This is a genomic window from Pseudomonas shirazensis (assembly GCF_014268785.2).
Classification (GTDB): Bacteria; Pseudomonadota; Gammaproteobacteria; order Pseudomonadales; family Pseudomonadaceae; genus Aquipseudomonas; species Aquipseudomonas shirazensis.
This window is the reverse complement of the sequence record NZ_JABWRD020000001.1, coordinates 1448593-1473518: the sequence shown is the minus strand read 5'-3', so window position 1 is coordinate 1473518 and position 24926 is coordinate 1448593. Positions and strand designations below refer to the sequence as shown.

The following is a 24926-nucleotide window of genomic DNA, read 5'->3' as shown; positions in this document are numbered from 1 at the left end:
CAGCCCCAGGCAATCTGGGCTGCTCTGGTGGCGGCGACATCTCATCGCTTCATTTTTTTGTAATGATCGCGATGGTCGGGCGTGCTGGCGTTATTGCTATGATGGGCGCCACGCAATGCACGGGTGAACCTTGCATTTCACTCGAGACCGGAGGTGATCCGCTTGATCCGCACGTCCATGCCTGTTCCCCAGCTTGGTTTTGCCATCGAACCGCAAGCCATCAGCGCTCTGCCTGATGCTGCAGCTTATCGAACGGTGTTGCTCGAACGCATTGCCAGCGCGCAGCGGCGCATCGTCATCGTGGCGCTGTACCTGCAGGAAGACGAAGCCGGTCAAGAGGTGCTGGACGCGCTTTACCAGGCCAAGGCGGCGCGGCCTGAACTGCAGATTGTCATCGTGGTTGACTGGTTCCGCGCGCGTCGTGGCTTGCTTGGCGCTGGCCGCCAGCCCGGCAACGCCGCCTGGTATCAGGCCCAGCGCGAACAGCGCGGTCTGGACGTCGTCATCCACGGCGTACCGGTACAAACCCGTGAGCTGTTTGGCGTGCTGCACCTCAAAGGCAGCGTCATCGATGATTGCGTGATCTACACCGGTGCCAGCCTCAACAATGTTTACCTGCATCGCTTCGATCGGTATCGCCTCGACCGTTATCACCTGTTCGAGTGCCCAAGCCTTGCCGATGCCATGGTCAGCCTGGTCCACGAGGTGCTGGCCAGCGTTGCCACGCCGCGCCTGGACCAGCCCGCGCCGCCGGCCACGCGCACTATGCGCGCTGCTATCCGTCGCTTGCGCGTACGCTTGCGGCGCATGACCTATCCATTGCCGGCTGAACCGGCCAGTCAAGGCCTGCGGGTCATCCCGCTGCTCGGCATTGGCCGTGGCAACCCGCTCAACCGTGCGATCTGCGCGTTACTCGCGGCAGCGGACGAGCAGATCGTCATCAGTACGCCCTATTTCAATCCGCCGCGCCTGGTCATGGCCGAGATCGATCGGGCACTGGCGCGTGGTGTGGCGCTGGAAATCATTGTCGGCGACCGTACTGCCAACGATTTTTACGTCGCGCCTGGTGAGCCATTCAGCGCCAGTGGTGTATTGCCGTACCTGTACGAAGACACCCTGCGCGCCTTTGCCAAACGCCGCCAGGCGGCGATCGACGCGGGTCAGTTGACCCTGCGCATCTGGAATGACCCCGGCCACACCTTCCACGCCAAGGGCGTTTGGATCGATCAGCGCTACAGCCTGCTCACCGGCAACAATCTCAACCCGCGCGGCTTCAACCTCGACCTTGAAAACGGGTTGCTCATCGATGACCCGCTGGGCCAGTGGTTGGCGCCGCGCGAGAAAGAGTTGCAAGCGCTCAGGCACCATGCGCCGGCGCTGCGCTCGGCCAGTGAGCTGGGCGAGCCGGGCGAGCATCCGCAGCAGGTGCGCAAATTCCTCAAACGCTTGCGTTTCAGTCGGCTGGAGCCGTTGATCAAGCGGGTACTGTAGGGCAGGGCGCTGCTTCGACCAGCTCAGGCAATGGCGAGCGTGGCCAGCCGCGGCCTGAATTCACCCAGAAATTCACCGACAACGATGTCGACAGCGACTCGACTTGATGAAACCAGCCTTCGGGCAAAAACAGCAAGTCGCCAGCCTGCAGCACAACTTGCAGGAACCGCACCTCGCGGCAACGCGGGAATTGTGCGTAATCGGGCGCTTTGGGGTCAACGTCACAGCCTTCCAGGCCCCCGTCTGGCGATGTCGCCCAGCAGCCCAGGGCCTCGCGGTGATGGGGCGCGGCGAGTATGAACGACTTTTCTCCCCAGACCTGAGCGAACAGGTTGTCGCTGTCGTCGCGATGCAGGGGCGTCAGCGTGCCTTTGGGGCCGATCCAGATGCGCGGCGGGATGAATTGCTCGGCTTCGAAATAGCCGGGGTAGCGGATGTGTTCGAGCAGTTGTGCCGGCAGGATGTTATTACCCATGTATGCGGGCGGCTTGCCGTCAGTGCTTGCCGCTATGGGGTTGTCCAGGCTGGAGACAAAATCAGCCATGGACGTCGAGCGGAAGTCGCGCTCGGTGGAGAAGGTTTTCTCGACATAGTCGCCGTGGCGGGTAATGCCTTGCAGGTTGGCGAACAGCTCGAGCGAGGCCTCATGACCATTGCTGAACAACGGCCAGTCGTGCAGCGCGTCGCTGATCACCAGCGGAATGCCGTGCAGCATGTAGTGTTGGCGGAATTCGTCCACGGACAAGCCGTCGCGTGGCCGCCGTTCGATGCGAATTAACGGCGGCTGCGCTGCAGACAGCGCATCGCTGGGTCGGGCGCTTGGCGGATAGCGGCGATTGGCTTCGACCGCAGGCGCCTGGTTACCGCGCAGCGCCATGTCGATCGCCAGCGGCAGCAGAGTAGCCAGGCCCAGGTTGCCGTCGATGATCAGGCGGCCGCTGGCGAATAGTTCTTCGACATTGGCCTGCCCGGCCATGATCGCCATGAAATCTGCGCTGGCAACGGCAATGCTGACGTCTGCTGAGCCGTGCTGGCCGCTGCCGCTTTCGGCATGGCCGCCGGCCTCGTACCAGTACGCAGTATGGCCATCGAAGACGAACTGAAACACGCCCTTGAGGCCAACGCTGGCGGCGTTGGCGAACAAATTGCCCAGAATGCTCTGCAGGTCCACGGCTTACTCGCTTGGTTGGCTCATTTGTACAAATGACGAGGGCCGTGGGCGGAAATTTATCATGCGGTATTAGTGGTAGTCGGGCGTCGCTGCCAGAGCCAATGATCCAGGCTCAATCGGCCGGCGCCCCTCAGCAGCAGGGCAAGCAAGACCACCAGGTAAATCAGCGGTAGTTTGAAGTTGCCATAGCCTTGGTCGGTAATCGCATAACCTTTGGCCAGCTCGGCCAGGCTCGACCAGTCGGCAGGCCAGTGAACTGCGGCAATGGCTACCACGGTCAGGATAATCAGTGTCACCGAGGCCAGCCGGGTGCCCAGACCCAGCATCAGCAGCAGCGGGGCGACCAGCTCGACCCACATCGACAGCTGCCAGTTGAATTGTGCAGGCACAAGGTTGAAAGGGAACGGGAAACTCGCTTGCAGGTCGCCAAACCAGTTGCCGCCGTTGAATTTTTCCCAGCCTGATTCAAAAAACTCCCAGGCCAGGAACAAGCGCAGCGGTATGTCGGCAGTCCAGCCTGCGAAATTGTCGAAACTGCTGAAGGCGCGGTTTATAGCGTTCATGGTCAAACTCCGCTGCATGAAGAGGGTGAGAGCAGAGTCTGCGACGCTGAGGTATCGGCAATGTGTCGACCAAACAGCGTTGTGTATCGCTGTGTACTGCAAGCCCCGGCTACGCCTTCAAGGCACCTCGATTTGGGCGCAGAGTCCACCGCCCGAGCGATTGCTCAACGTTAGCCTGGCGCCCATCGCAAGCGTCAGTTGTTGGGCAATCGCCAGTCCAAGGCCGGTGCCACCGGTCTGACGATTGCGTGAGCCTTCAACCCGGTAAAACGGCTTGAGTACCTCGTCGAGCTCTTCCTGAGGTATGCCCGGGCCGTCATCGAGCACGCGGATGATCGTCAGGTCGTTATGCCGGGATACATCCAGCTGCGCAGCCCCGGCAAACTTCAGCGCATTATCGAGCAGGTTGACCAGCACCCGGCGCAAGGCATGCGGCCGGGTCTGCACGGTACCGCCGGTATGTCCCAGGCGCTCGACCTGGGCTCCGCTGTCCTGGTAATCGAAGACGATGCTGTCGATGAAGGCGTCAACATCAACGCGGCACGGCGCTTCGGTGCCGCCGTCCATGCTGCGGGCATAGGCCACGCCCTCGCGAACCAGATGCTCCATGGCGCTCAGGTCGCTCGATAATTTGTCCTTTTCCTGCCCATCATCCATCACCTCCACGCGCAGTTTCATGCGGGTAATGGGCGTCTGCAAATCATGGGAAATCGCCGCGAGGATTTGCATGCGCTCTTTCAGGTAGGCAGCGATACGTGCTTGCAGGGCGTTGAAGGCCACTGCCGCATACCTGACCTCACGTGGGCCGCTTTCATCCAGTTGCGGCCCGGGGGCGTTGGGGTCGAGGTTGTCCACCGCCTGCGATAGCCTCGTCAGTGGGCCGATCGCCAAGTGCACGGCGAGCCAGGTACAGATCAGCAGCAGCACCAGTTGTATCAGCAGCACAACCGGCAGCCAGCTGGCTACCGGTGCCAGGGCTGGCGTTACATCGATGGTCAGCGGGGCGCCGTCGGCCAGGCGCAGATGGACCTGGAAGTGCGCGTCCTGATCGGGGATCTCCAGGAACGTCAGGTGATAGTCCTTGCCAATTGCCTTGACCACCGACTCGGCCGCCATCGGCGGGTTCTCGCTGGGCATGGCCTGGCCGCTCTGGCCGTTGTCGAGCCGGTAGCGGTAGGTGCTGCGCTCCAGCCGCGGCAGCCAGGCGGCGCGCTCTGCTGCGGGCAGGCGGTCGAGAATTGCCACCGAGGTGGCTACATCCTGTTCGAGATTGGTGAGCATCATCGAGCGGCTGCTGACAAAGCGCTCATAGGCCTGCAGGCTGAACGACAGCCCGTAGGCCAGCACCAGCCCGCTGAAGAAGATCAAGGCCAGCCGCGAAGCCAGCGTATGCGGCCATTTCATAGTGTTGGCTCGAGCAGTTGAACCGCCAGCGAGAAAACGTAGCCTTCGCTGCGTACGGTTTTGATGCAGGTCGGCTCACGAGCATCGTCGCCCAGACGCTGACGCAGGCGGCTGACCAGCAGGTCGATCGAACGATCGAAGATATCCGCCTCACGGCCCTGGGTAAGGTTGAGCAACTGCTCGCGGCTGAGCACCCGCTGCGGGTGGTCGAGGAACACCCGCAGCAGCCGATACTCGGCGCCGCTCAGGGCCACCAGCGTGCCTTGCTGGTCAAGCAGGTGGCGTGCGCTGGTATCCAGCCGCCACTGGCCGAACGCCAATAATCGGCTGCTTTCACTGATGGTCAGATTCGGCGGCAGCATCCGGGTGCGTCGCAGCACTGCGTTGATCCGCGCCAGTAGCTCACGGGCGGAAAACGGTTTGGTCAGGTAATCATCTGCGCCCATCTCCAGACCGACGATGCGATCGGTCTCGTCATTGCGCGCAGTAAGCATCAGAACCGGCGTAGTACGCTGGCGACCGGCGCGTAACTCACGGCACAGCAGCAGGCCGTCGTCGCCGGGCATCATGATGTCGAGGACGATCAGGTCGACCGTGTTCGACTCCAGAAAGCTGCGCATCTGCCGGCCGTCTCCGACAATGCTGGTGCGCAGGCCGTTCTTCTTCAGGTAATTGCCGACCAGCTCGCGGATTTCGCGATCGTCGTCGACGATTAGGATGTGGTCGATGTGATCCATCAGGCAAGTCCGTCTCAGCGAGAATGGACGCAGTGTACCGAGCGCCAAGGCGCTTGCCTGCGCGGCTTTGTATTGCAGTGTATCTCGCAGTGCTGCAGATACACGGGCTCGCAATAACGCCGCTTCGGCGACACAGGGCAGATACCTGTCGGGGGTGAAATGGCACTCAACGGGAAGCGTGGTCTTCCCCACCTAGCCCGGAGAGTTGCCATGAACTTCAAGACCATTGCCAGTGCAGCCTTGTTCGCCGTTGCCAGCAGCGCCACCATCGCTGCGCAAGCCAGCAGCGTATCGGTGGAAAGCAGCAGCTCTATGCACTATCGCTATGGCGATCGGCTGGACGTGAAGAAAGTACTGTCGGTAGAAGATGACCGCAGCAATGCGTGCGGGGTCGTCAACTCGCGCATCGAGTATCTCGATTCGCACGGCCAGCGCCAGAGCGTTGAATACCGCAGCTATGCCACCAGTGGCTGCCATGAAAGCTGAGGCAAGCGGGCTGCAACCTCGGCAGCCCGTCGCCCGGCATTTCAATCCATGCTGGCGAAATGCGCCTGCATCCTGCTGGCGTCTGCGACTCTGCCGCTGATCAGCTCGAAAGCCTTGACCGCTTGAAACACCGCCATGTTGCCGCCGTCGAGTGTACGGCAGCCGAGCGCACGGGCGTGGCGCAGCAGTGCTGTCTCAAGCGGGAAGTAGATGATCTCGGCAACCCATAGCCGCGCGTGCAGCAGTTCCACTGGCAAGGGTGTGCCTGGCAGCTTGGCCATGCCCACCGGTGTGGTGTTGACCAAGCCATCGGCATCGGCCAAGGTGGCAGCGAGATCACCGCCCAGGGCCGCTCGACCTGCGCCGAAGCGCTGGTTCAGGTTGTCGACCAGGGCTTGCCCGCGCGCAACATCGACTTCGAACAGCACCAGCTGTTCGACTCCTTCAGCGAGCAAGGCATGGGCCACTGCAGCACCGGCGCCACCGGCGCCCATCTGCACCACCAAGCGCTTGCTGACGTCGCCCAGCCCGCGTCGGAAACCCTCGGCGAAGCCCAGGCAATCAGTGTTATGGCCAATGCGCTTGCCGTCCTTGAAAACCACTGTGTTCACCGCGCCAATGCCACGCGCTTCATCGGACAGTTGATCGAGCAGCGGCAGGATCGCCTGCTTGAACGGGAAGGTGATGTTGAGGCCGGTAAAGCCGGTGCGCTGCGCGGCCTCAAGCAGATCGGGCAGGGCGCTGTCTTCCAACCCCAGCTGGTCGGCATCGATCAGCCGATACAGGTAACGCAACGATTGCGCATCGCCCTCATGCTCATGCAGGGCAGGGGTGCGGGATGCCTGAATGCCGCGGCCAATCAGGCCGGCCAGAATGCTCGATTGGCTCATGCTGGTTGCTCCGCGAGCATCTGCCCAAAGTGCGCCAGCGCCATGCGATAGCCATGGCTACCCAGGCCGCAGATCACCCCAACGGCAATCGACGAGACAAACGAGATATGCCGGAACGGCTCACGCTTGTGCACATTGGACAGGTGTACTTCGATCACTGGCACCTCGCTGGCGACCAGCGCATCACGGATGGCTACCGAGGTGTGGGTCCACGCACCAGGGTTGATCACGATGCCGGCGCAACGACCGCGGGCGGCGTGGATCCAGTCGATCAGTTCGCCTTCGTGGTTGGTCTGGCGGAATTCGATATCCAGGCCCAGAGCGCGGGCGCTGTCGGCGCAGCTGTTGGCGAGGTCGGCGAGCGTCTCGCGGCCATACTGTTCAGGTTCGCGGGTGCCGAGCAGATTGAGATTGGGGCCGTTGAGCACGAGAATTCGGGGCGTCATGGCAGATCACTTTGTTGTTTTTGATTGCCCCGATATTTGTACTATCTGGTTAATTCGTCAATCGGCTAGCACGTTTGCTAGTTGAAAATGGGCGATTACCGAACCAGGATGCTTTATAGCGCTACCACTGTGACCCAATAGCGAGTGGTCTGTACTACGCGCACTGGCAGGGTCGTGCTCAGTGCGCGCAAGGTCTGGTCGCTGTCGTCGATGGCGAAGGCGCCGCTGATGCGCAGCCCTGCGACCGCGGGGTCGCAGCGTAACCAGCCGGGGCGATAGCGGCTCAGTTCAGCCAGAAACGCATCCAGACGCTGATCATTGGCCACCAGCATGCCCTCGCTCCAGGCGTCCTGACCGGCATTGATCGGTTGCACCGCGCCAAGCTGGTTGGCGTTGAAGCGGCACTGGGTGCCTGCATCGAGCACCACTGGCGCAGCGCCATTTGGGGTGACACGCACCTGATGTTGAAAAACGCTGACCAGCGTGCTCGCGCCGTCGGCCCTGACGGCGAAGCGCGTGCCCAGCGCCTGAATGCTGCCCTGTGCAGTCTGCACCAGCAGCGGCCGACGGGCAGGGTCGGCGGCGCTGGTCAGCAGCAGCTCGCCTCTGTGCAGTTGTATTCGGCGTTGGGTAGCGCTGTAGAGCACGTCGACGGCACTGGCGGTGTTCAGTTGCAGGCGCGATCCGTCGGCGAGCATCGTATTGAGCCGCTCGCCGGTGCGTGTGTGGTGGTCAGCCATCCAGCCTGCGCGTTGGCCTTGGCGATAACCTGCGTAGCCAAGTGCGCCGGTACCCACCATCAAGGCGAAACCTTTGAGCACGGCGCGTCTGCTATCCAGCGCGGGCTGATCGGCAAGGCGCAGCGCTCGCCCGGTAACGTTCGTGGGCATGCCATGCAGACGTTGTTGCAGTTGTTCGACCTGAGCCCAGGCCCAGCGATTGTATTCATCGCGGTCGAGCCATGCTTGCCAGCCAGCCTGGTCTGCAACCGAGGCTTCCTCGCACTGCAAAAGCCCAAACCATCCTGCGGCTTGTTCCAGGGCTGCGCGTTGTCGAGCGTGGAGGACGGTCATCAGCGTTCGGCGCCCAAGCTGAACAGCACGCAATGCTGGGTGGCCTTGGCTATATAGCGGGTAACCGTCACCACCGAAACCTGCAATTGCTCTGCAATCAGCTTGTAGCTCATGCCGTCGAGTTGCGACAGCAAAAACGCCTGGCGCACGTTTGGGCCCAGGCCGGCAAGCATCGCATCCAGTTCGCACAGGCTTTCGAGGAGGATTGCGCGGGTTTCTTCGCTGATGCTGACCGCCTCGGGTTGCTCGGCCAGGGCCTGCAGCCAGGCGCGTTCGAGCCGAGCCCGGCGAAAATGGTCGATCATCAGGCGGCGGGCGATGGTCGCCAGGTAACTCTTGGGTTCGCGCACTGCCTCAAGCTGATTCTGTGCATCCTTGGCACTGAGCACCCGAATGAACACATCCTGCACCAGGTCTGCGGCAAGCTCACGGCAGTCGACGCGCGGGCGCAGCCAGCTCAACAGCCAACGCTGATGTTCCTGGTAAAGGCGCTGCACCTGACGGGTCAGCGGGCGTTGGCTGGAGGTCATAAAAGGCTCGAAGCGCAATTGGGAGTCATTATCATTTTATGAGCGGCCTTGACGCTAAGCAAGCACGCCAGAGGCTGCAACAAGTACGCCGCGCTGATCGGCAAAGACTTGCGCGACAAAAATCCGGATAATGGCGGCCATTTCGTTTCGCTTTATCATGGTAATCCCGCATGGAAATCAAGGTTAACTTTCTCGACAACCTCCGACTTGAAGCCAAGTTCGATGATTTCACGGTGGTCGCCGATCAGCCCATTCGCTACAAGGGCGATGGCTCGGCGCCGGGCCCGTTCGACTACTTCCTGGCTTCGTCGGCGTTGTGTGCGGCTTACTTCGTAAAGTTGTACTGCGAAACGCGCAACATCCCCACCGACAACATTCGCCTTTCGCAAAACAACATCGTCGATCCGGAAAACCGCTACAACCAGATCTTCAAGATCCAGGTCGAACTGCCGGCTGATATCTCCGACAAAGACCGCCAGGGCATCCTGCGTTCGATCGACCGTTGCACGGTGAAGAAGGTGGTACAGGCCGGCCCAGAGTTCGTCATCGAACAGGTGGCTAACCTGGATGCTGATGCGCAAGCCTTGTTGATGCTCGACAGCGATCCGCAGGCAAGCACGTACATCGCTGGCAAGGACCTGCCACTGGAGCAGACCATTGCCAACATGTCGGGCATCCTCGCGGGCCTTGGGATGAAGATCGAAATCGCCTCGTGGCGCAATATCGTGCCCAACGTCTGGTCATTGCATGTGCGCGATGCGCATTCGCCCATGTGCTTTACCAACGGCAAGGGCGCCACCAAGGAAGGAGCCCTGGCTTCGGCGCTGGGCGAGTTCATCGAACGCCTCAACTGCAACTTCTTCTATAACGATCAGTTCTGGGGCGAAGACATTGCCAGCGCCGAGTTCGTGCATTACCCGGACGAGCGCTGGTTCAAACCCGGCAGCAAGGACGCCTTGCCTGCCGAGATCCTTGATGAGTACTGCCTCGAGATCTACAACCCCGACGGCGAACTGCGCGGCTCGCACCTGTACGACACCAACTCGGGCAATGTAAAGCGCGGCATTTGTTCGCTGCCGTTCATACGCCAGTCCGACGGTGATGTGGTGTACTTCCCCTCCAACCTGATCGAAAACCTGTACCTGAGCAACGGCATGAGCGCCGGCAACACTCTGGCCGAGGCGCAGGTGCAGTGCCTGTCAGAGATTTTCGAGCGTGCGGTAAAACGGGAAATTCTTGAGGGTGAACTGGCCCTGCCGGATGTTCCTGAGGATGTGCTGGCCAAATACCCGGCCATCCTCGCCGGGATCAAGGGGCTTGAAGAACAGGGCTTCCCGGTGCTGGTCAAGGATGCCTCGCTGGGCGGCGAATTCCCGGTCATGTGTGTGACCTTAATGAACCCGCGCACCGGCGGCGTGTTCGCCTCGTTCGGCGCGCACCCAAGCCTGGAAGTCGCGCTTGAGCGCAGCCTCACCGAGTTGCTTCAAGGACGCAGCTTCGAAGGTCTCAATGACCTGCCGCAGCCGACGTTCGAGAGCCACGCAGTGACCGAGCCGAACAACTTCGTCGAGCACTTCATCGACTCCAGCGGTGTCGTCTCATGGCGCTTCTTCAGTGCCAAGGCCGACTTTGAATTCGTTGAGTGGGACTTCTCTGGTGAAGGGGAAAGCTCCAACGAGGAAGAGGCTGCAACCCTGTTCGGCATCCTCGAATCGCTGGGCAAGGAAGTGTACATGGCCGTGTACGAGCACCTTGGCGCCAAGGCCTGCCGTATCCTGGTGCCGGACTATTCCGAGATCTATCCGGTTGAAGACCTGATTTGGGATAACACCAACAAGGCGCTGCTGTTCCGCGAAGACATCCTCAACCTGCACCGCCTGGACGATCGCAGCCTGAAGGCACTGGTCAAGCGTCTGGATAACTGCGAAGTGGATGAATACACCGACATCACCACCTTGATCGGTGTCGAGTTCGACGACAACACGGTGTGGGGCCAGTTGACCATTCTGGAATTGAAGCTGCTGATCAAGCTCGCCTTGAAGCGCTTCGACGAAGCCAAGGAACTGGTAGAAGCGTTCCTGCAGTTCAACGACAACACCGTTGACCGCGGCCTGTTCTATCAGGCGCTCAACGTGGTGCTGGAAGTAGTGCTCGATGATGAACTGGAACTGGCCGACTACGAGGTCAACTTGCGCCGCATGTTCGGCAATGCGCGGATGGATGCGGTCGTGGGCTCGGTCGAGGGCAGTGTGCGCTTCCATGGCTTGACGCCGACCAGCATGAAACTGGAGGGGCTTGATCGGCATCTGCGGCTGGTCGACAGCTACAAGAAGTTGCATGCCGCGCGAGCCAAGTTCGCCGGCTAGGCAGATACACCAAGGGGGCTGCCACAGCCCCCTTATTTTTTGCCTTTCTTTGCCTTCAAACGCGCCTTGGCCTTTTGCACAGCCTCGATGCGCTCGCTCTTCTTCATCTTCTTCCACTTGCGAATATCGTCTTTGCTGCGCCCGCAGCCCAGACAAACTTCGTCGCGGATCTGGCATTTGGATATGCACGGGTTGTCAGCGTCTTTGCCCAAAACTCTAGTCCTCAACCGGCACCGCTCAGCAAACGGGTAGCGGCCAGATTACAGCCCTGTCTGCAATCGCGCTGAACTATCGCTTTGGCCGAGCGATCTTCATTAGGCCTCCAGGCGCAGTCTGTGCAGGGAGGGACCTCTGGATCGATGAAAGGAGCCACCGTGAACGACTCAACCCTCTATCGCTGCCGGCCAGGAGCGCTGCACGCGACCCTGCTGGCCGGTACCGTGCCGCTGTTTCTCGGCGCCTTGCTCAGTGACATCGCCTATTACCAAAGCTACCAGATTCAATGGGCCAACTTTGCTGCCTGGCTGATTGCCGGTGGCTTGCTGTTCTGCGGATTGGCATTGCTGTTTGCCCTGGTCAATCTGATCCGCGCCGAGCACAAGGGCGGGCGCCCAGTGGTGTACTTCGTGCTGCTGCTGGCTACCTGGCTGCTGGGCCTGATGAACGCCTTTGAGCATGCCAAGGATGCCTGGGCCGTGATGCCGTCGGGGCTGGTGTTGTCGGTCATCGTCAGTGCGTTGGCGTGCATCGCAACCGGCCTCGGCCTGACCAATCTGCGCTCCGGAGGTGTGCGATGAACCGCGTACATGCATTGACAGCCTTGAGTATGGCGCTGCTGCTCAGCGCCTGCGGTGGCGAAGGCGACGCCACGCAAACCTACGGCGCCAACCCGAAACTGCCTGATCAGCAGCGCGGCCTGTTGCCGAGCATGAAAATCGCCGAGCCGACCGCCTGGGGCGATCTCAAGCCAACCGTACCGCAGGGCTTCAACGTCACTGCGATTGCCACTGACCTGAAGATCCCGCGGCAGACGCTGGTGCTGCCCAACGGCGATATTCTGGTAGCGGAAGGGCGCGGCGGCAGTGCGGCCAAACTCAAGCCCAAGGACGTCATCGCCAGCTCTATCAAGGCCAAGGGCAATACCCAGGTCAAGGGCGGTAACCGCCTGACCTTGCTGCGTGACGCTGAAGGGGACGGCAAGTACGAAGTGAAAACGGTGTTCGCCGAAGGCCTCAACGCACCCTATGGCCTGGCCTACTTCGAGGGCAGCGTGTACGTGGCCAATCAGGATGCGCTGGTGCGCTTTGACTACGCGGATGGCCAGACCAAGGCCAGTGGGCCGCCCAGTAAGGTCAGCGACCTGCCGGCCGAGATCAACCACCACTGGACCAAGGCGCTGACGATCAGCCCCGACGGGCGCTACCTGTACGTCGGCATCGGCTCCAACAGCAATATTACCGAGCGCGGCATGGAGGTCGAAATCGATCGGGCCATGGTCTGGCAGATCGACGCCCAGACCGGCGCGCACAAGCCCTATGCGACTGGCCTGCGTAACCCGACTGCGCTGAGCATCGAACCCACCAGCGGTGAACTGTGGGCTGTTGTCAACGAGCGCGATGAGCTTGGCCCTGACCTGGTGCCTGACTACCTAACCTCAGTCAAAGCGGGGGGCTTCTACGGCTGGCCCTATAGCTACTGGGGGCAGAACGTCGACCCCCGTGCGCAGCCGCAGAACCCCGAGAAAGTCGCTGCGGCGATCAAGCCGGATTACAGCCTCGGCTCCCACGTCGCTGCTCTGGGCGTTGATTTTTCGGTGGCGGCCATGGGCGCGCAGTTTGCCGAGGGCGCGTTCGTCGGCGAGCACGGTAGCTGGAACCGACCGAATCCGGTGGGCTACAAGGTGATCTTCGTGCCGTTCAGCAATGGCAAGCCGGCCGGCGAGCCGATCGACTTTGCCACCGGCTTCCGTGGTGAAGATGGCAAGACCCGCGGTCGTCCGGTGGGTGTGACGGTGGATCCGCGTGGGGCGCTGATCATCGCCGACGACCTCGCCAACACCATTTGGCGGGTAACGCGCAGTCAGTAATGCTGCGCTGATCACCAATACCAGGCCATCTGCGTGGAGCCTCAGCGCAGATGGCCTGTTTGTTAGCGCGAAAAATGTCGGCGCTCAGTGAATTTTTTCGTAACCCTTTGTATCTGATGCCTTAGAGCCTGGCCATTAAAACAATGGCAACCGGTAATGGACACGTCAGTAACAGAGTGGCAGATATGAAATCACGCAAAAAAAGCGTCAAGCCGATCGGCTTGAAAGACATCACCATTGTTGACGACGCCAAGATGCGCAAGGCGATCACCGCCGCAGCGCTTGGCAACGCCATGGAGTGGTTCGACTTCGGCGTCTACGGCTTTGTCGCCTATGTGCTCGGCAAGGTCTTTTTCCCCGGCGCTGACCCCAGCGTACAGATGATCGCAGCGTTGGGTACGTTCTCGGTGCCGTTCCTGATCCGGCCCCTGGGCGGGCTGTTCTTCGGCGCCCTCGGTGACAAATACGGCAGGCAGAAGGTCCTCGCCGCCACCATTGTGATCATGTCCCTGAGCACCTTCGCCATTGGCTTGATTCCGTCCTATGCCGCGATTGGCATCTGGGCGCCCATCCTGCTACTGCTGTGCAAGATGGCCCAGGGCTTCTCGGTGGGGGGTGAATACACCGGTGCCTCGATTTTCGTCGCCGAGTACGCCCCGGACCGCAAGCGCGGCTTCCTCGGCAGTTGGCTCGACTTCGGCTCGATCGCAGGCTTTGTTGCCGGCGCCGGCCTGGTGGTGTTCATCTCGGCCATGATCGGTGAAGAGAGGTTCCAGGAGTGGGGCTGGCGGGTGCCGTTTCTGCTGGCGCTGCCGCTGGGCATGATCGGCCTGTACCTGCGCCATGCGCTGGAAGAGACCCCCGCCTTCCAGCAGCATGTCGACAAGCTCGAGCAGGGCGATCGCGAAGGCCTGGCTGGCGGTCCCAAGGTGTCGTTCAAGGAGGTGGCTACCAAGCACTGGCGCAGCCTGCTGACCTGCGTAGGCGTAGTCATCGCCACCAACGTCACCTATTACATGCTGCTGACGTACATGCCCAGCTACCTGTCGCACAACCTGCATTACAGCGAGAGCCGCGGGGTGCTGATCATCATCGCGATCATGGTGGGAATGCTCTTCGTGCAGCCTTTGATCGGCTTCCTCAGCGATAAATACGGCCGCCGCCCGTTCATCCTGTGCGGCAGCATCGGCTTGTTCGCACTGGCCATCCCGGCCTTCATGCTGATCACCAGCGGTGTGCTCGGGCTGATCTTCGCCGGTTTGCTGATGCTGGCGGTGCTGCTCAACTTCTTTATCGGGGTGATGGCTTCGACGCTGCCGGCGATGTTCCCGACGCACATTCGCTACAGCGCGCTGGCCAGTGCCTTCAATATTTCTGTGCTGATCGCCGGCCTGACCCCGACCATCGCCGCCTGGCTGGTAGAAAGCACCAACAACCTGTACATGCCGGCTTACTACCTGATGGTCATTGCCCTGATCGGCCTTATCACCGGTATCACCATGAAAGAAACTGCCAATCAGCCATTGCGCGGCGCTGCGCCCGCCGCCTCGGACATCGAGGAAGCGCGTGAGCTGCTGCAGGAACACCACGACAACATTGAGCAAAAAATCGAGGACATCGACGAGCAGATTGCTGAACTTGAGGCCAAACGCACGCATTTGGTACAACAACATCCTCGTATTGATTAGCTCGAAACGAGCAAGTCGGATCAGGCTGTGAGAGGATGGCCGGCAAACCATGTGTCTGGCAGAACAGGACCCTGAATTAAACCTGATGAAGACTCCAAAACGTATTGAGCCGCTGATCGAAGACGGTCTGGTCGACGAGGTGTTGCGGCCCTTGATGAGTGGCAAGGAAGCAGCGGTGTATGTGGTGCGCTGCGGTACCCAGGTGCGTTGTGCCAAGGTCTACAAGGAGGCCAACAAACGCAGCTTCCGCCAGGCGGCCGAGTACCAGGAAGGGCGCACGGTGCGCAACAGCCGCCAGGCGCGGGCCATGGCCAAGGGTTCCAAGTACGGTCGCAAGGAAGCCGAAGATGCCTGGCAGAACGCCGAGGTGGCCGCCTTGTTCCGCCTGGCGCATGCCGGGGTGCGAGTGCCCAAGCCCTACGACTTCCAGGACGGCGTGCTGTTGATGGAGCTGGTGGTCGATGCCGACGGCAACGCCGCGCCACGCCTCAACGACGTGCACCTGGAGCCGGATCAGGCGCGTGAATACCATGCGTTCGTGATCCGCCAGATCGTCTTGATGCTCTGTGCGGGGCTGGTGCACGGTGACTTGTCCGAATTCAACGTCCTGCTCGGCCCGGATGGCCCGGTGATCATCGACTTGCCCCAGGCCGTCGATGCTGCCGCCAACAACCATGCCTTCAGCATGCTCGATCGTGACGTGGCGAACATGAGCGGTTACTTCGGGCGCTTTGCTCCCGAGCTCAAGGACACCCGCTACGCCCGTGAGATGTGGTCGCTGTTCGAGGCCGGGGAATTGTTGCCCGATAGCCCGCTGACCGGCGAGTTCGAGGATGACGACCACGACGCCGATGTCGGCGGCGTGCTGCGCGAGATCGAAGCGGCGCGGATGGATGACGAACGTCGCCGTGCCGGTCGTGAAGAAGCCGAGCGTGGGCCGGTCAAGAGCGAGGAGCCGCCACCGCCGCCGTGGCTGCAGTAACCCGTGGCTATCAGATTCGCCTGATTGCTGCCTGCCCACTGGCCGACCATGATTGCGCGATTGTTCAGGTGCAATGCCTGCACAATCGCAATGGTGGCTGCGGGCGGGCGGTCTTACGACCAACCGAGTTAACCGACCTTATAGCCCGACCTAGCGGGCCCGCTCGTAGTCGCCACCCATCACTTGCACTTGGCCATCACCACCTGACAGGTCTTCGGCGTACCGCCTGAACGGCTCGCATAGCGCATGCAGCTGTCCATGGATTTCTTGCGCGCCGCGCTCAACGTGTTGCCCCATGCCAGGCCACCCTCGCCAGCGGTCGGCACTGCCTTGGCGAAGCAGTTTGCGCCTGCTTGGGCATAGCGCGTAGCGCTGGATTTGTTCGAGCATCCCGTCAGCGATGCAAGGCTGCCGATGAGCAGGATCAGCAGCAACCACGATGGGTGGTAGCCAGGTATCGCAGTGCGGGCCATGGAGGTTCCTGTAAGCCTGATGATGTTCGTGCCTCAGTTTAGCCCCGATCGCGCCTACCCTTGAAGGGCAGAACGATGCAACCTATGGCTGCAACGCTGTGCCTAAGACTTTTAGTGATTAACGCCCGTTGTACCCTGAGAGGAAGCCCCACCGATGTTGGTCGTCGAGCAGCTGTGCAAGTCATTCACTACCGCCCAGGGCGTTCTGCCTGTGCTGCAGGGCGTCGACCTGCAACTGGCGCGGGGCAGCAGCCTGGCGCTGATGGGCGAATCCGGTAGCGGCAAGAGCACATTGCTGCACCTGCTCGCCGGCCTCGATCGGGCCGACAGTGGCAGGATCCTGATCGAGGACCTACCCCTCGATACGCGAGACGAAACGGCGCTGGCACGCTGGCGCCGCGACAGCATTGGCCTGGTGTTCCAGCAATACAACTTGATCAGCAGCCTCGACGTTGCCGCCAACCTGGCGTTTCAAGCCCGCCTGGCCGGGCGCCACGATCCTGCCTGGACCGCGCAGATGGCGGAGCGGCTTGGGCTGACCGAGTTGTTGCAGCGCTACCCCGAGCAGCTGTCGGGCGGCCAGCAGCAACGTGTGGCGATTGGTCGTGCGTTGGCGGGACGGCCGGCGCTGGTGCTGGCCGACGAGCCCACCGGCAGCCTCGATGAGGCAAGCAGTGAAGAAGTCCTGCAACTGATGCTCGAGCTGGTTGCCCAGGCGGGTAGCAGCCTGTTGATGGTGACCCACAGCCGGCAGTTGGCGGCGCGGCTCGAACAACGGTGCTTCCTCAAGGCTGGACGTGTTCAGCCGGAGCCGGATTGATGGCCAGCCTGCTGATCACCTTGCAGGCGCTGCTCAGCCATTGGCGCCGGCACCGCTTGCAGTGCTTCAGTATCTTTACCGGACTGTGGCTGGCAACAGCATTGTGGACCGGCGTGCAGGCGCTCAACAGCCAGGCCCGCAGCGACTATGCCCGTGCCAGCGGTGTGCTTTCAGGTGCCAGCCAGACGCAACTGGTGCCGCGTCAGGGCGAGCATCTGGCGCAAACGCTGTATGTGCAACTGCGTACACGAGGCGTGCAGGTGACGCCGGTTCTGGAAGGTCGCCTGCAACTTTCAGGAAGCGCGACTCAGGCAGTGCGCTTGATCGGTATTGAACCGCTGAGCCTGCCAGCGAAGATGGCCGTGGCCGGGGTACAGGCGCAAGCGTTCGAGCTTTCGGCCTTCATCGACAGCCCTGGGCAATCCTGGATCGGTCCAGACACGCTACGCCAGTTGAACCTGCAGCCGGGTGAGCGCGCGCGCACCCGCGATGGTCAGCTGATGCCGCCGTTGGTCCTGCAAGAGGAACTGGCGCCTGGGGTGATCGTGGTCGATATCGGCCACGCGCAGGCGCTGCTCGGCGCGCCAGGACAACTGTCGCGTCTGCTGCTCGAAAAAGAACCCCCCGCGCTGCCTGCCGACATCGCTGCCCAGCTAATGCTGCAAACCGGTGGCGACGACGGTGACCTGCAGCGCCTGACCGACAGCTTTCACCTCAACCTGACTGCGCTGGGCTTGCTGGCATTCGTGGTCGGCCTGTTCATTGCCCATGCGGCCATTGGCCTGGCGCTGGAGCAACGGCGCGGCTTGATCAGAACCCTGCGTGCCTGCGGTGTCAGCTTGCGGGTGCTGTTGACCGGGCTGGCGCTGGAGCTGGGTGTGTTCGCGTTGCTCGGCGGCCTCGCCGGGGTGGTCAGTGGTTATCTGCTGGCCAGCCTGTTGCTGCCTGACTTCGCGGCCAGTGTGCGCGGCTTGTATGGGGCGCAGATCGCCGGGCAACTGAGCCTGTCGCCGCAGTGGTGGCTGGCCGGCGTCGGCGTGAGTCTGCTCGGTGCGTTGTTGGCCGGTGTCAGCAGCGTGCTGCGCGCTGCGCGCCTGCCGCTGCTGGTGCTTGCCCAGCCACAGGCCTGGCGCCTGGCCCAAGGGCCGTGGCTGCGTCGTCAGGCGTTGGTCGCCTTGTTGCTTGGTTTGGTAGCGCTGGGGTGCTGGGAGTGGGGCAATAACCTGACTAGCGCCTTTGTCCTGCTCGCGGCATTGCTGCTGGCAGCGGCGCTATTGCTGCCGGCCTTGCTCGAGCTTGCCCTGGCCGGTTTAGCGCGCTTGTGCCGGCGGCCATTGCCGCAATGGTTCGTGGCCGACAGCCGCCAGCAATTGCCGGCGCTGAGCCTGGCGCTGATGGCCTTGCTGCTGGCGTTGGCCGCCAGCGTCGGTGTGGGCAGCATGACCGAGGGCTTTCGCCGCACCTTCACCGGCTGGCTCGATCAGCGCCTGTCGGCAGACCTGTACCTGACCCCGCGCGACACTGCCCAGGCAGTGCAGATCAGCGACTGGCTGGCATGCCAGCCCGAAGCCACCGCGGTGCTGCCCAACTGGCGCGTCGAGTGGCGGCTGCAGCAATGGCCGACGCAGGTCCAGGGCATCATCGATCACCCGTACTACAGCAACCACTGGCCGCTGCTGGAAAAATCCGCCGGTGCCTGGGAGCAGCTTGCGCAGGGGCGCGGGATCATGCTCAGCGAACAGTTGGCCAGGCGCCTGCAGCTGGGTCTTGGCGACGCCTTGCAACTGCCCGAGCCATCAGCACAAACGATGCCGGTAGTGGGCATTTATGCCGATTATGGCAATCCCAAAGGGCACCTGCTGATCAGCGCCGACTGGTTACGCCAGCACTGGCCGCAGGCGACGTTGAGCAATCTGGGCCTGACCGTGGCTAGCGCGCATTTGCCGGCGCTAAAGCGGGCGCTGGGCCAACAGTTCAACCTCGATGACAGCCGCATGGTCGAGCAGACCACGCTCAAGCGATGGTCTGCTGCAGTGTTCGAGCGCACCTTTGCCGCTACCGCCGCACTCAACAGCCTGACCCTGGGTATCGCCGGTGTGGCGTTGTTCATCAGCCTGCTGAGCCTCGGCCAGAGCCGCCTGGGCCAGTTGGCGCCGTTGTGGGCGCTGGGGGTCGAACGCCGTCGGTTGATCTGGCTGACACTCGGCCAGACCCTGATGCTGAGCAGTTTCACCGTGCTGCTGGCGATTCCGCTTGGCTTGCTACTGGCCTGGTGCCTGGTGGCCGTGGTCAACGTGCAGGCGTTTGGTTGGCGCCTGCCGCTGTATGTGCTCCCCGGTCAGCTGCTGCAACTGGCAGTGCTCGGCGTGCTGACCAGCTTTCTGGCCAGCGCCTGGCCGCTCTGGCAACTGGCGCGCAGGCAACCCAGCGATCTCTTGAGGCAGTTTGCCAATGAACGTTAAACCCTGGCTGACCGCGCTGTGCCTGCTGCTTGCAGGCTGCGATGGGCCTACACCCGGGCCCAACAGTTTTGCCGGTCTGGGTCAGCAGGCCAGCGCCTTCCAGCAGGTCACGCCGGGCCATGAGCTGCAGTTCCCGCGTGATCATGGCGCCCACGACGGCTTCCGCATCGAGTGGTGGTACGTCACCGCCAACTTGCAGGATGCCCAGGGGCGGCAGTGGGGAGCGCAGTGGACCTTGTTTCGTTCGGCACTGCGCCCTGGCGCAGAAAGCGCCGACTGGAACAGCCCCAATCTGTGGATGGGCCACGCGGCGCTGACCGGGCCGGGCGGTCATCAGTCCAGTGAGGTGCTCGCCCGCGGTGGTATCGGCCAGGCTGGGGTTGAGGCGCAGCCATTTCGCGCCTGGATCGATGATTGGTCGCTGCAGGGCGGCAATGGGATCGGCCAGCTGCAGATGAAAGCCACAGGCAGGGATTTCCGCTTTGATCTGCACTTGGTCAGTGAGCGGCCATTGGTGCTGCACGGGGCCAAGGGCTACAGCGAAAAATCCGGCAAAGGCCAGGCTTCCTATTACTACAGCCAACCGTTCTATCAGGTCAGTGGCGAAGTCGAGCGTGACGGCCAGCGGGTGGCCGTTACCGGTCAGGCCTGGCTCGATCGCGAATGGAGCAGCCAACCGCTGGCGGCCGGGCAGTCAGGCTGGGACTGGTTTTCCCTGCACCTGGACAGCGGCGCCAAGGTAATGCTGTTTCAGGTGCGCGAAGCTCACGGCGATGCCTATAAAGCCGGCACCTGGGTCAGCGCCGACGGCAAGACCCAGGCACTCCAGGGGGCGCAGATCGAGCTGCAAGTGCTGGCCTCGAGCAAACAGGCAAACGGTAAAACAGTACCGACCCGCTGGCGCGTGCGGCTGCCGGAGCAGGGCGTCGATATCCAGGTCGAAGCGCTGTACAAGCAGGCCTGGATGAACACCCGGTTCCCGTATTGGGAAGGGCCGGTGCGGGTCGAGGGCGGCAGCGGGCAGGGCAGGGGTTACCTGGAAATGACCGGTTACTGATCTTTGTGAAGAAGCGCACTGTCGGCCAACTCACACCGCTGCGAGCAAGCCATCCTTGCCCAGGTGATAACGCTGCAGGTCCCGAGCCAGCGTCAGTTGCCCGCTGTAATGAGCCAGCGCCTCCTGGCGCACATCATCGATGGACGGGCTGCGCTGCGGGTTGTCCTGATAACGGGCGCTGAAGTGAGTCAACACCAGGTTCGGTACACCTGCAGCCTCGGCAAATTGCGCGACAGCCGCCGCAGTGCTGTGGCCGAAGTTCGATTGCGAACGTTGCAGCACGGGTTCGGTGAAGGTGGCTTCATGCACTAGCACATCGGCACCTTTGGCAACCTCGGCCAGCAGCGCAGGTGAGTCGTTATCGCCGCAGACGACGATGCGCCGGGCCGCTCGCGATGCCTTCAGGTAAGTCAGCGTGTCGAGCACACGACCTTCATGTTCGACCTGCCGGCCATGGGCCAGATCACCCCACAGCGGCCCGCGCGGGATGCCGTCGGCTTGCAGGCGCTCGGTGTCCAGACGCGGCTCCGGGTTGATCTCGGTGAACACAAAGCCATAGCTCGGCACCCGGTGCGACAGCTCTACGGTAGTCACCGCAACCTGCGCGCTGCGCCAGTCCTGCAGCGTTTCTACCGCCAGCAGATGCAGCTCGAAGGGCAGATAGGTCTGGCTCACCGCCAGGCTCAGGCGCAGCCACTCATGCAGTGCCAGCGGCATGATCAGTTCGAGCGGTTCGCTGCGCCCGGACATTCCCGCGCTGGCGAGCAATCCCGGCAGCCCGTAGCAGTGGTCACCGTGGACATGAGTGATGAATATCCCGCGCAGATCACGCATCGACAGCGGTGTGTGCAGCAACTGATGCTGGGTGCCTTCGCCGCAGTCGACCAGATACCAGCTTTTGCCGGACGCCTCGATGACCGCTGTCGCGCTGACGTTGCGGGCCTTGGTAGGTACCCCTGACGAGGTGCCCAGAAACTGCAGGTCCATTGCAGGATCCTCTTGGGTTTGGAGGGCTATTTTAGCCTTGCGTTGGCTGACTGATGAAGACTCTCAAAGCAGGTTTGAGAGTTTTGGCTGTCAGGAAAAGTGTCCGGCCGTAAGACTTTTCGCTCACTGTAGTAGGACGCATCCTGTTCGCTTTTGGCGGGGAAAAATACCGGTCAGAAGCTGCTAGTTTCCCTGGCTCAACAAGCACAGGGCGTTTGCAGATGCGCGTGATAATTGACGGTAAAGGTCAAGCTGTCGATGGCGATGATACGACAACGGGGGCGGTGTGCATCGCCACGGGTGATGGCTACATCTGTGATGGCCGCATGGTGCTGCGTGTCGGCGACAAGACCACAGCGTGCCCGTTGTGCGCCGAACCCGGCACCGTCGCCGAAGGCGCGCCGTGCTTTATCTCCGATGGCAGCGAAGTAGCGGTCGATGGTTCGCTGGTGCTGTGCGCTTGCCCGCCCGGTACGAACCGAGTTGTAGCGCCACCTGACTTTGTCCCGCCCTGGCGGGAGACAAGATCTTCGCGCGTGGTCGGCCCAGGCGCGCAGAGCTTTGGTCAGCCTGTGCATTTCGTTGATAGCCGGCCGTATATCAATGAGCCAGGCTTTCATATTGTCCAGCGCAACATGTCCTTCCCTCAGGTGCTGCTGCACTTGGCTGAGCAGGACGGCACCTTGCCGATCTCGCGCCTGCAGATGCTCAACCCGACGTTCAAGGACGGCTTCAAGGCCGGCGAGATTTTCGTCATCGGTGACCCCGACAACGGCGATGCCTGCACCCGCGAAGAAGCTCAACTGATGGCCGCCGCACAGCAGGCCCGCGACTCGCTGGCGCTGCTCGACTACGACGAAGCCGAATTCATGATGGAGCATCAGGCTGAAATTGCAGGGCTGCTGACAGGCGCGAGTCAGTCCATGGGTGTCGGTAAGGACGTGCTGGAGCAAGGCCTGAGGCAGGTCCGGGCGACCTTGCTGGAGGTCGATCAGTTGCATAAGCAGCAGTTCGCCAAGTTCGGCCACCTGAATAGCCCGGAGTTTTTTGCTAGTCGACAGAAGTTGCTCAGGCAACTGGATGGACAGTTGAAAGCGGCGTTTTTGAACAAGCGTCTGAATCTCGGCCCGTACGAGCGTCTTCGCCGTGATCTGAAAATATCTACCAAAAGCCTGGTTCATCATTGGTCAAAAGCCGGTGGGGCGGGGCAGATCCCGGGGTATGCCACGCATTTGGATGAGGTCGCGAAAGTGGCGAAGTATTTACAGCATGGTGGGGCTGTCGGTACTGCTATAGGGGGTGGGGCTTCTTACCTAAATGTTCAAGAAGTATGTCGTTTTGGTGAAACAGCGGAGTGCAAAAAAATCAGATTGACGGAGGTGGGGAATTTTACGGGAGGAATTGCTGGAGGTGCAGTAGGCGCGAATTTGGGTACGTCCGTTGCCTTAGCGGTCTGCGGTGTGTTCTCTGTTGTATCTGCGGGTGTCGGGGTGCCGGTGTGTGGGCTCGTCCTCGTAGGGGCTGGTTCGTTGGCAGGTGGAATGGTAGGTGGAATTGCGGGAGAAAAAGTAGGTGAGATGATGTATGGCCAGTATTATGATTGAGTTCGATAGTTGGCCATTTATGCTGCGTATCAGTGTGGTGTTGACCCCGGTAGTGATAGGTATGTCAGGTGTGGCGTTAAGCTTTTACATAGCCTGCACGCGTGAGTTCTTTGTGGTCGTAGCCGCCCTCAGTAGCACTGCCTGGATTGAAGGTCAGAAGCGGTACATGAAGAGCTTGAGCTTGAAATCACGTTGGATCATTGTGTGCGGTGTATGCGGATTGCTTATCGTGCCAGGGCCACAGATTAGAAGAGGGATGTTAAGTGTTGAGGGGTTAAAGGCGTTCCCGAACGGACTGAAGAAAAGGATGGTGGCGTCCGTATGGCTTACGTTTGTTGGTTTTATAGGGATGATTGTTGTCGCTGCATTCATCAAAATGGGTAAGTTGTAAGTGCTCGCTTGGTCGTTTTTTTGTTAACGAGAGCAGCTTCGCGTATCCAGCTGAAAGTACTTCCGCTCCCTGTAGGCGTATGCGTCCTGTTCGACTATGGTGGGGGTATTATCTGTCAGACACTGCTAGCACTCCTGGCCCAACAAAGCGCTGGAAGTTTGCAAGGATGCGTATCTAGCTTTGGTGCCTGTGGGCGTATCGCGTACGGTGTCGCTTTAGTCGTGGGTGGCTCATTGGCAGGGGGGGCGCTTGGAAGTGGCGCAGGGGAAGGAGCAGGTACAGTTATTTATGAGTTGACTGCGCCATGATCCCGAGTCCTCGGTCATGGCCGGTAGTTTGGCAGATGTTGATGATCTTCGGTCCGCTGACGGTTATGATCTTGGGCATGTTAATAAACGCCTGGACTGCCTGGGGGCGTGACCTTGATCGCATGATGTCAGCTCTTCAGAGCAGTGTTTGGCTCGAGATGCAAAGACGGATATGGGGTGAAAAAACACTTTTCTCCCGATGGATACTGCTCGGCACTATTAGCGGAGTTTTGGCTATGTCACGTATTCATATAAAGCGTGGTGAGCTTGATGCGAGCGAGTATGTTAATTTCCCAAGATCCTTAAGGTTACGAGTTGTCCTAGCGGATGCCATGATGTTAGGCGCGATCTTGGTGTTGTTGAGTATTCTTGGGCTTTATAAGCTGCATGAGTGATGTTCTGGTCCAGGTGCTGAGTGAGACTGATGATCATTCCTCTTTGGGTTAGTTGCATTCGCATCTACTTCCATTGGTGCGAATGAAGGGCGATAAGGTTGCTACTTCGCTATTTTAATTATCGGAGTGCTCCAGGTGAGCTATGTTCGGATGTCACGTAGTTTCTGAGCGAGCGGTACTAGGGGCGGATTATGCTCAATTATCTTGAGGGATTGCTGGGCGGGCTCGGTGTATTCATCTACGCAATGCCATTTGTTTTCATAGGTGTTGGTATGGTCATGTGGGTCTATATCATGATGAGTGGTGATATTGACGTCATGCGAGAAATAGTATCTGCCAATCCGCGCTTGAGGATTTTAATTGCTGGGGCTGTTCGCACGTTGCGAGATAAGTGGTGCTTTGTGACTAACTTTTCCTCATTGACGGATTGCCATCATCTCTATATTCGACGCGGCAAGATAGTGCCTGAGGACTTGCATGCTATACCTCCCAGCTTACGTCTTCGGCTTCGAGTTG

General features: G+C 60.9%; 24 protein-coding genes. 13 read left to right on the top strand and 11 right to left on the bottom strand.

The window, feature by feature from the left end; translation table 11 throughout:
• Positions 1-177 precede the first annotated feature (177 nt).
• Positions 178-1491, top strand: coding sequence for a CDP-diacylglycerol--serine O-phosphatidyltransferase (gene pssA / locus HU736_RS06405; RefSeq protein ID WP_103437673.1), 1314 nt, complete (start codon positions 178-180; stop codon positions 1489-1491).
• On the opposite strand, the gene HU736_RS06400 is transcribed toward pssA, so the two are convergent.
• The 4 genes from HU736_RS06400 to HU736_RS06385 form a co-directional block, all read right to left on the bottom strand.
• Complete coding sequence (locus HU736_RS06400; protein WP_186699283.1) at positions 1475-2662, bottom strand: cupin-like domain-containing protein; 1188 nt, start codon at positions 2660-2662, stop codon at positions 1475-1477. The genes pssA and HU736_RS06400 overlap by 17 nt on opposite strands.
• 59 nt (positions 2663-2721) lie before the next feature.
• Entirely contained in the window at positions 2722-3225 is a 504-nt protein-coding gene (locus HU736_RS06395; RefSeq protein ID WP_103437671.1) for an HvfX family Cu-binding RiPP maturation protein, read from the bottom strand.
• 117 nt (positions 3226-3342) lie between these two features.
• A complete protein-coding gene (locus HU736_RS06390) occupies positions 3343-4629 on the bottom strand; it encodes a sensor histidine kinase (protein WP_186699285.1) in 1287 nt (428 codons plus the stop codon).
• Positions 4626-5366: a response regulator gene (locus HU736_RS06385; RefSeq protein WP_181106499.1), complete on the bottom strand. Its 741-nt coding sequence runs from the start codon at positions 5364-5366 to the stop codon at positions 4626-4628. The genes HU736_RS06390 and HU736_RS06385 overlap by 4 nt, the downstream gene beginning before the upstream one ends.
• Before the next feature lie 210 nt (positions 5367-5576).
• Here HU736_RS06385 and HU736_RS06380 point away from each other — a divergent pair, with 210 nt between their 5' ends.
• Entirely contained in the window at positions 5577-5852 is a 276-nt protein-coding gene (locus tag HU736_RS06380) for a DUF2790 domain-containing protein (RefSeq protein ID WP_103437669.1), read from the top strand.
• A 41-nt stretch (positions 5853-5893) separates the two neighbouring features.
• On the opposite strand, the gene HU736_RS06375 is transcribed toward HU736_RS06380, so the two are convergent.
• The 4 genes from HU736_RS06375 to HU736_RS06360 form a co-directional block, all read right to left on the bottom strand.
• Entirely contained in the window at positions 5894-6742 is an 849-nt protein-coding gene (locus HU736_RS06375) for a shikimate dehydrogenase (protein ID WP_103437668.1), read from the bottom strand.
• Positions 6739-7188 (bottom strand): type II 3-dehydroquinate dehydratase, encoded by a 450-nt coding sequence (gene aroQ / locus HU736_RS06370; RefSeq protein WP_103437667.1) that lies wholly within the window; start codon positions 7186-7188, stop codon positions 6739-6741. Before aroQ ends, HU736_RS06375 begins: the two co-directional genes overlap by 4 nt.
• 113 nt (positions 7189-7301) lie before the next feature.
• Entirely contained in the window at positions 7302-8261 is a 960-nt protein-coding gene (locus HU736_RS06365) for a FecR domain-containing protein (RefSeq protein ID WP_103437666.1), read from the bottom strand.
• Complete coding sequence (locus tag HU736_RS06360) at positions 8261-8791, bottom strand: sigma-70 family RNA polymerase sigma factor (protein ID WP_181106491.1); 531 nt, start codon at positions 8789-8791, stop codon at positions 8261-8263. The genes HU736_RS06365 and HU736_RS06360 overlap by 1 nt, the downstream gene beginning before the upstream one ends.
• A 170-nt stretch (positions 8792-8961) precedes the next feature.
• On the opposite strand from HU736_RS06360, the gene HU736_RS06355 reads away from it, so the two are divergent.
• Positions 8962-11157, top strand: a complete 2196-nt coding sequence (locus HU736_RS06355) for an OsmC domain/YcaO domain-containing protein (protein ID WP_186699287.1) — start codon at positions 8962-8964, stop codon at positions 11155-11157.
• Between the two features lie 32 nt (positions 11158-11189).
• On the opposite strand, the gene HU736_RS06350 is transcribed toward HU736_RS06355, so the two are convergent.
• Positions 11190-11369, bottom strand: a complete 180-nt coding sequence (locus HU736_RS06350; protein ID WP_103437663.1) for a DUF1289 domain-containing protein — start codon at positions 11367-11369, stop codon at positions 11190-11192.
• Between the two features lie 147 nt (positions 11370-11516).
• Here HU736_RS06350 and HU736_RS06345 point away from each other — a divergent pair, with 147 nt between their 5' ends.
• The 4 genes from HU736_RS06345 (at position 11517) to HU736_RS06330 (ending at position 15913) form a co-directional block, all read left to right on the top strand.
• A complete protein-coding gene (locus tag HU736_RS06345) occupies positions 11517-11954 on the top strand; it encodes a DUF2231 domain-containing protein (protein ID WP_101320092.1) in 438 nt (145 codons plus the stop codon).
• Positions 11951-13243: a PQQ-dependent sugar dehydrogenase gene (locus HU736_RS06340; protein ID WP_186699289.1), complete on the top strand. Its 1293-nt coding sequence runs from the start codon at positions 11951-11953 to the stop codon at positions 13241-13243. Before HU736_RS06345 ends, HU736_RS06340 begins: the two co-directional genes overlap by 4 nt.
• Positions 13244-13428: 185 nt before the next feature.
• Complete coding sequence (gene proP / locus HU736_RS06335; protein WP_186699291.1) at positions 13429-14931, top strand: glycine betaine/L-proline transporter ProP; 1503 nt, start codon at positions 13429-13431, stop codon at positions 14929-14931.
• Positions 14932-15016: 85 nt separating this feature from the next.
• Positions 15017-15913, top strand: coding sequence for a PA4780 family RIO1-like protein kinase (locus tag HU736_RS06330; protein WP_181106483.1), 897 nt, complete (start codon positions 15017-15019; stop codon positions 15911-15913).
• A 179-nt stretch (positions 15914-16092) separates the two neighbouring features.
• On the opposite strand, the gene HU736_RS06325 is transcribed toward HU736_RS06330, so the two are convergent.
• A complete protein-coding gene (locus tag HU736_RS06325) occupies positions 16093-16386 on the bottom strand; it encodes a hypothetical protein (RefSeq protein ID WP_101320085.1) in 294 nt (97 codons plus the stop codon).
• Positions 16387-16540: 154 nt separating this feature from the next.
• Between HU736_RS06325 and HU736_RS06320 the strand changes: the two genes are divergently transcribed.
• The 3 genes from HU736_RS06320 to HU736_RS06310 are packed head-to-tail and all read left to right on the top strand — an operon-like array spanning position 16541 to position 20725.
• On the top strand, positions 16541-17206 hold the full coding sequence (locus HU736_RS06320) for an ABC transporter ATP-binding protein (protein ID WP_186699293.1): 666 nt from the start codon (positions 16541-16543) through the stop codon (positions 17204-17206).
• The gene (locus tag HU736_RS06315) at positions 17206-19668 is read left to right on the top strand and encodes an ABC transporter permease (RefSeq protein ID WP_186699295.1); all 2463 of its coding nucleotides are present in this window, start codon (positions 17206-17208) and stop codon (positions 19666-19668) included. Before HU736_RS06320 ends, HU736_RS06315 begins: the two co-directional genes overlap by 1 nt.
• The gene (locus HU736_RS06310; RefSeq protein ID WP_186699297.1) at positions 19658-20725 is read left to right on the top strand and encodes a lipocalin-like domain-containing protein; all 1068 of its coding nucleotides are present in this window, start codon (positions 19658-19660) and stop codon (positions 20723-20725) included. The genes HU736_RS06315 and HU736_RS06310 overlap by 11 nt, the downstream gene beginning before the upstream one ends.
• A gap of 30 nt (positions 20726-20755) precedes the next feature.
• Here the strand turns inward: HU736_RS06310 and HU736_RS06305 are convergent, their stop codons facing one another.
• Entirely contained in the window at positions 20756-21712 is a 957-nt protein-coding gene (locus tag HU736_RS06305) for a ribonuclease Z (protein ID WP_103437656.1), read from the bottom strand.
• Positions 21713-21933: 221 nt separating this feature from the next.
• Between HU736_RS06305 and HU736_RS06300 the strand changes: the two genes are divergently transcribed.
• The 3 genes from HU736_RS06300 to HU736_RS06290 all read left to right on the top strand — a co-directional run bounded on the left by HU736_RS06300 (position 21934) and on the right by HU736_RS06290 (position 24410).
• Positions 21934-23316, top strand: coding sequence for a PAAR domain-containing protein (locus HU736_RS06300; RefSeq protein WP_217862378.1), 1383 nt, complete (start codon positions 21934-21936; stop codon positions 23314-23316).
• A complete protein-coding gene (locus tag HU736_RS06295; protein ID WP_186700871.1) occupies positions 23297-23707 on the top strand; it encodes a hypothetical protein in 411 nt (136 codons plus the stop codon). Before HU736_RS06300 ends, HU736_RS06295 begins: the two co-directional genes overlap by 20 nt.
• A gap of 343 nt (positions 23708-24050) precedes the next feature.
• Entirely contained in the window at positions 24051-24410 is a 360-nt protein-coding gene (locus HU736_RS06290) for a hypothetical protein (RefSeq protein ID WP_146047346.1), read from the top strand.
• Positions 24411-24926 lie beyond the last annotated feature (516 nt).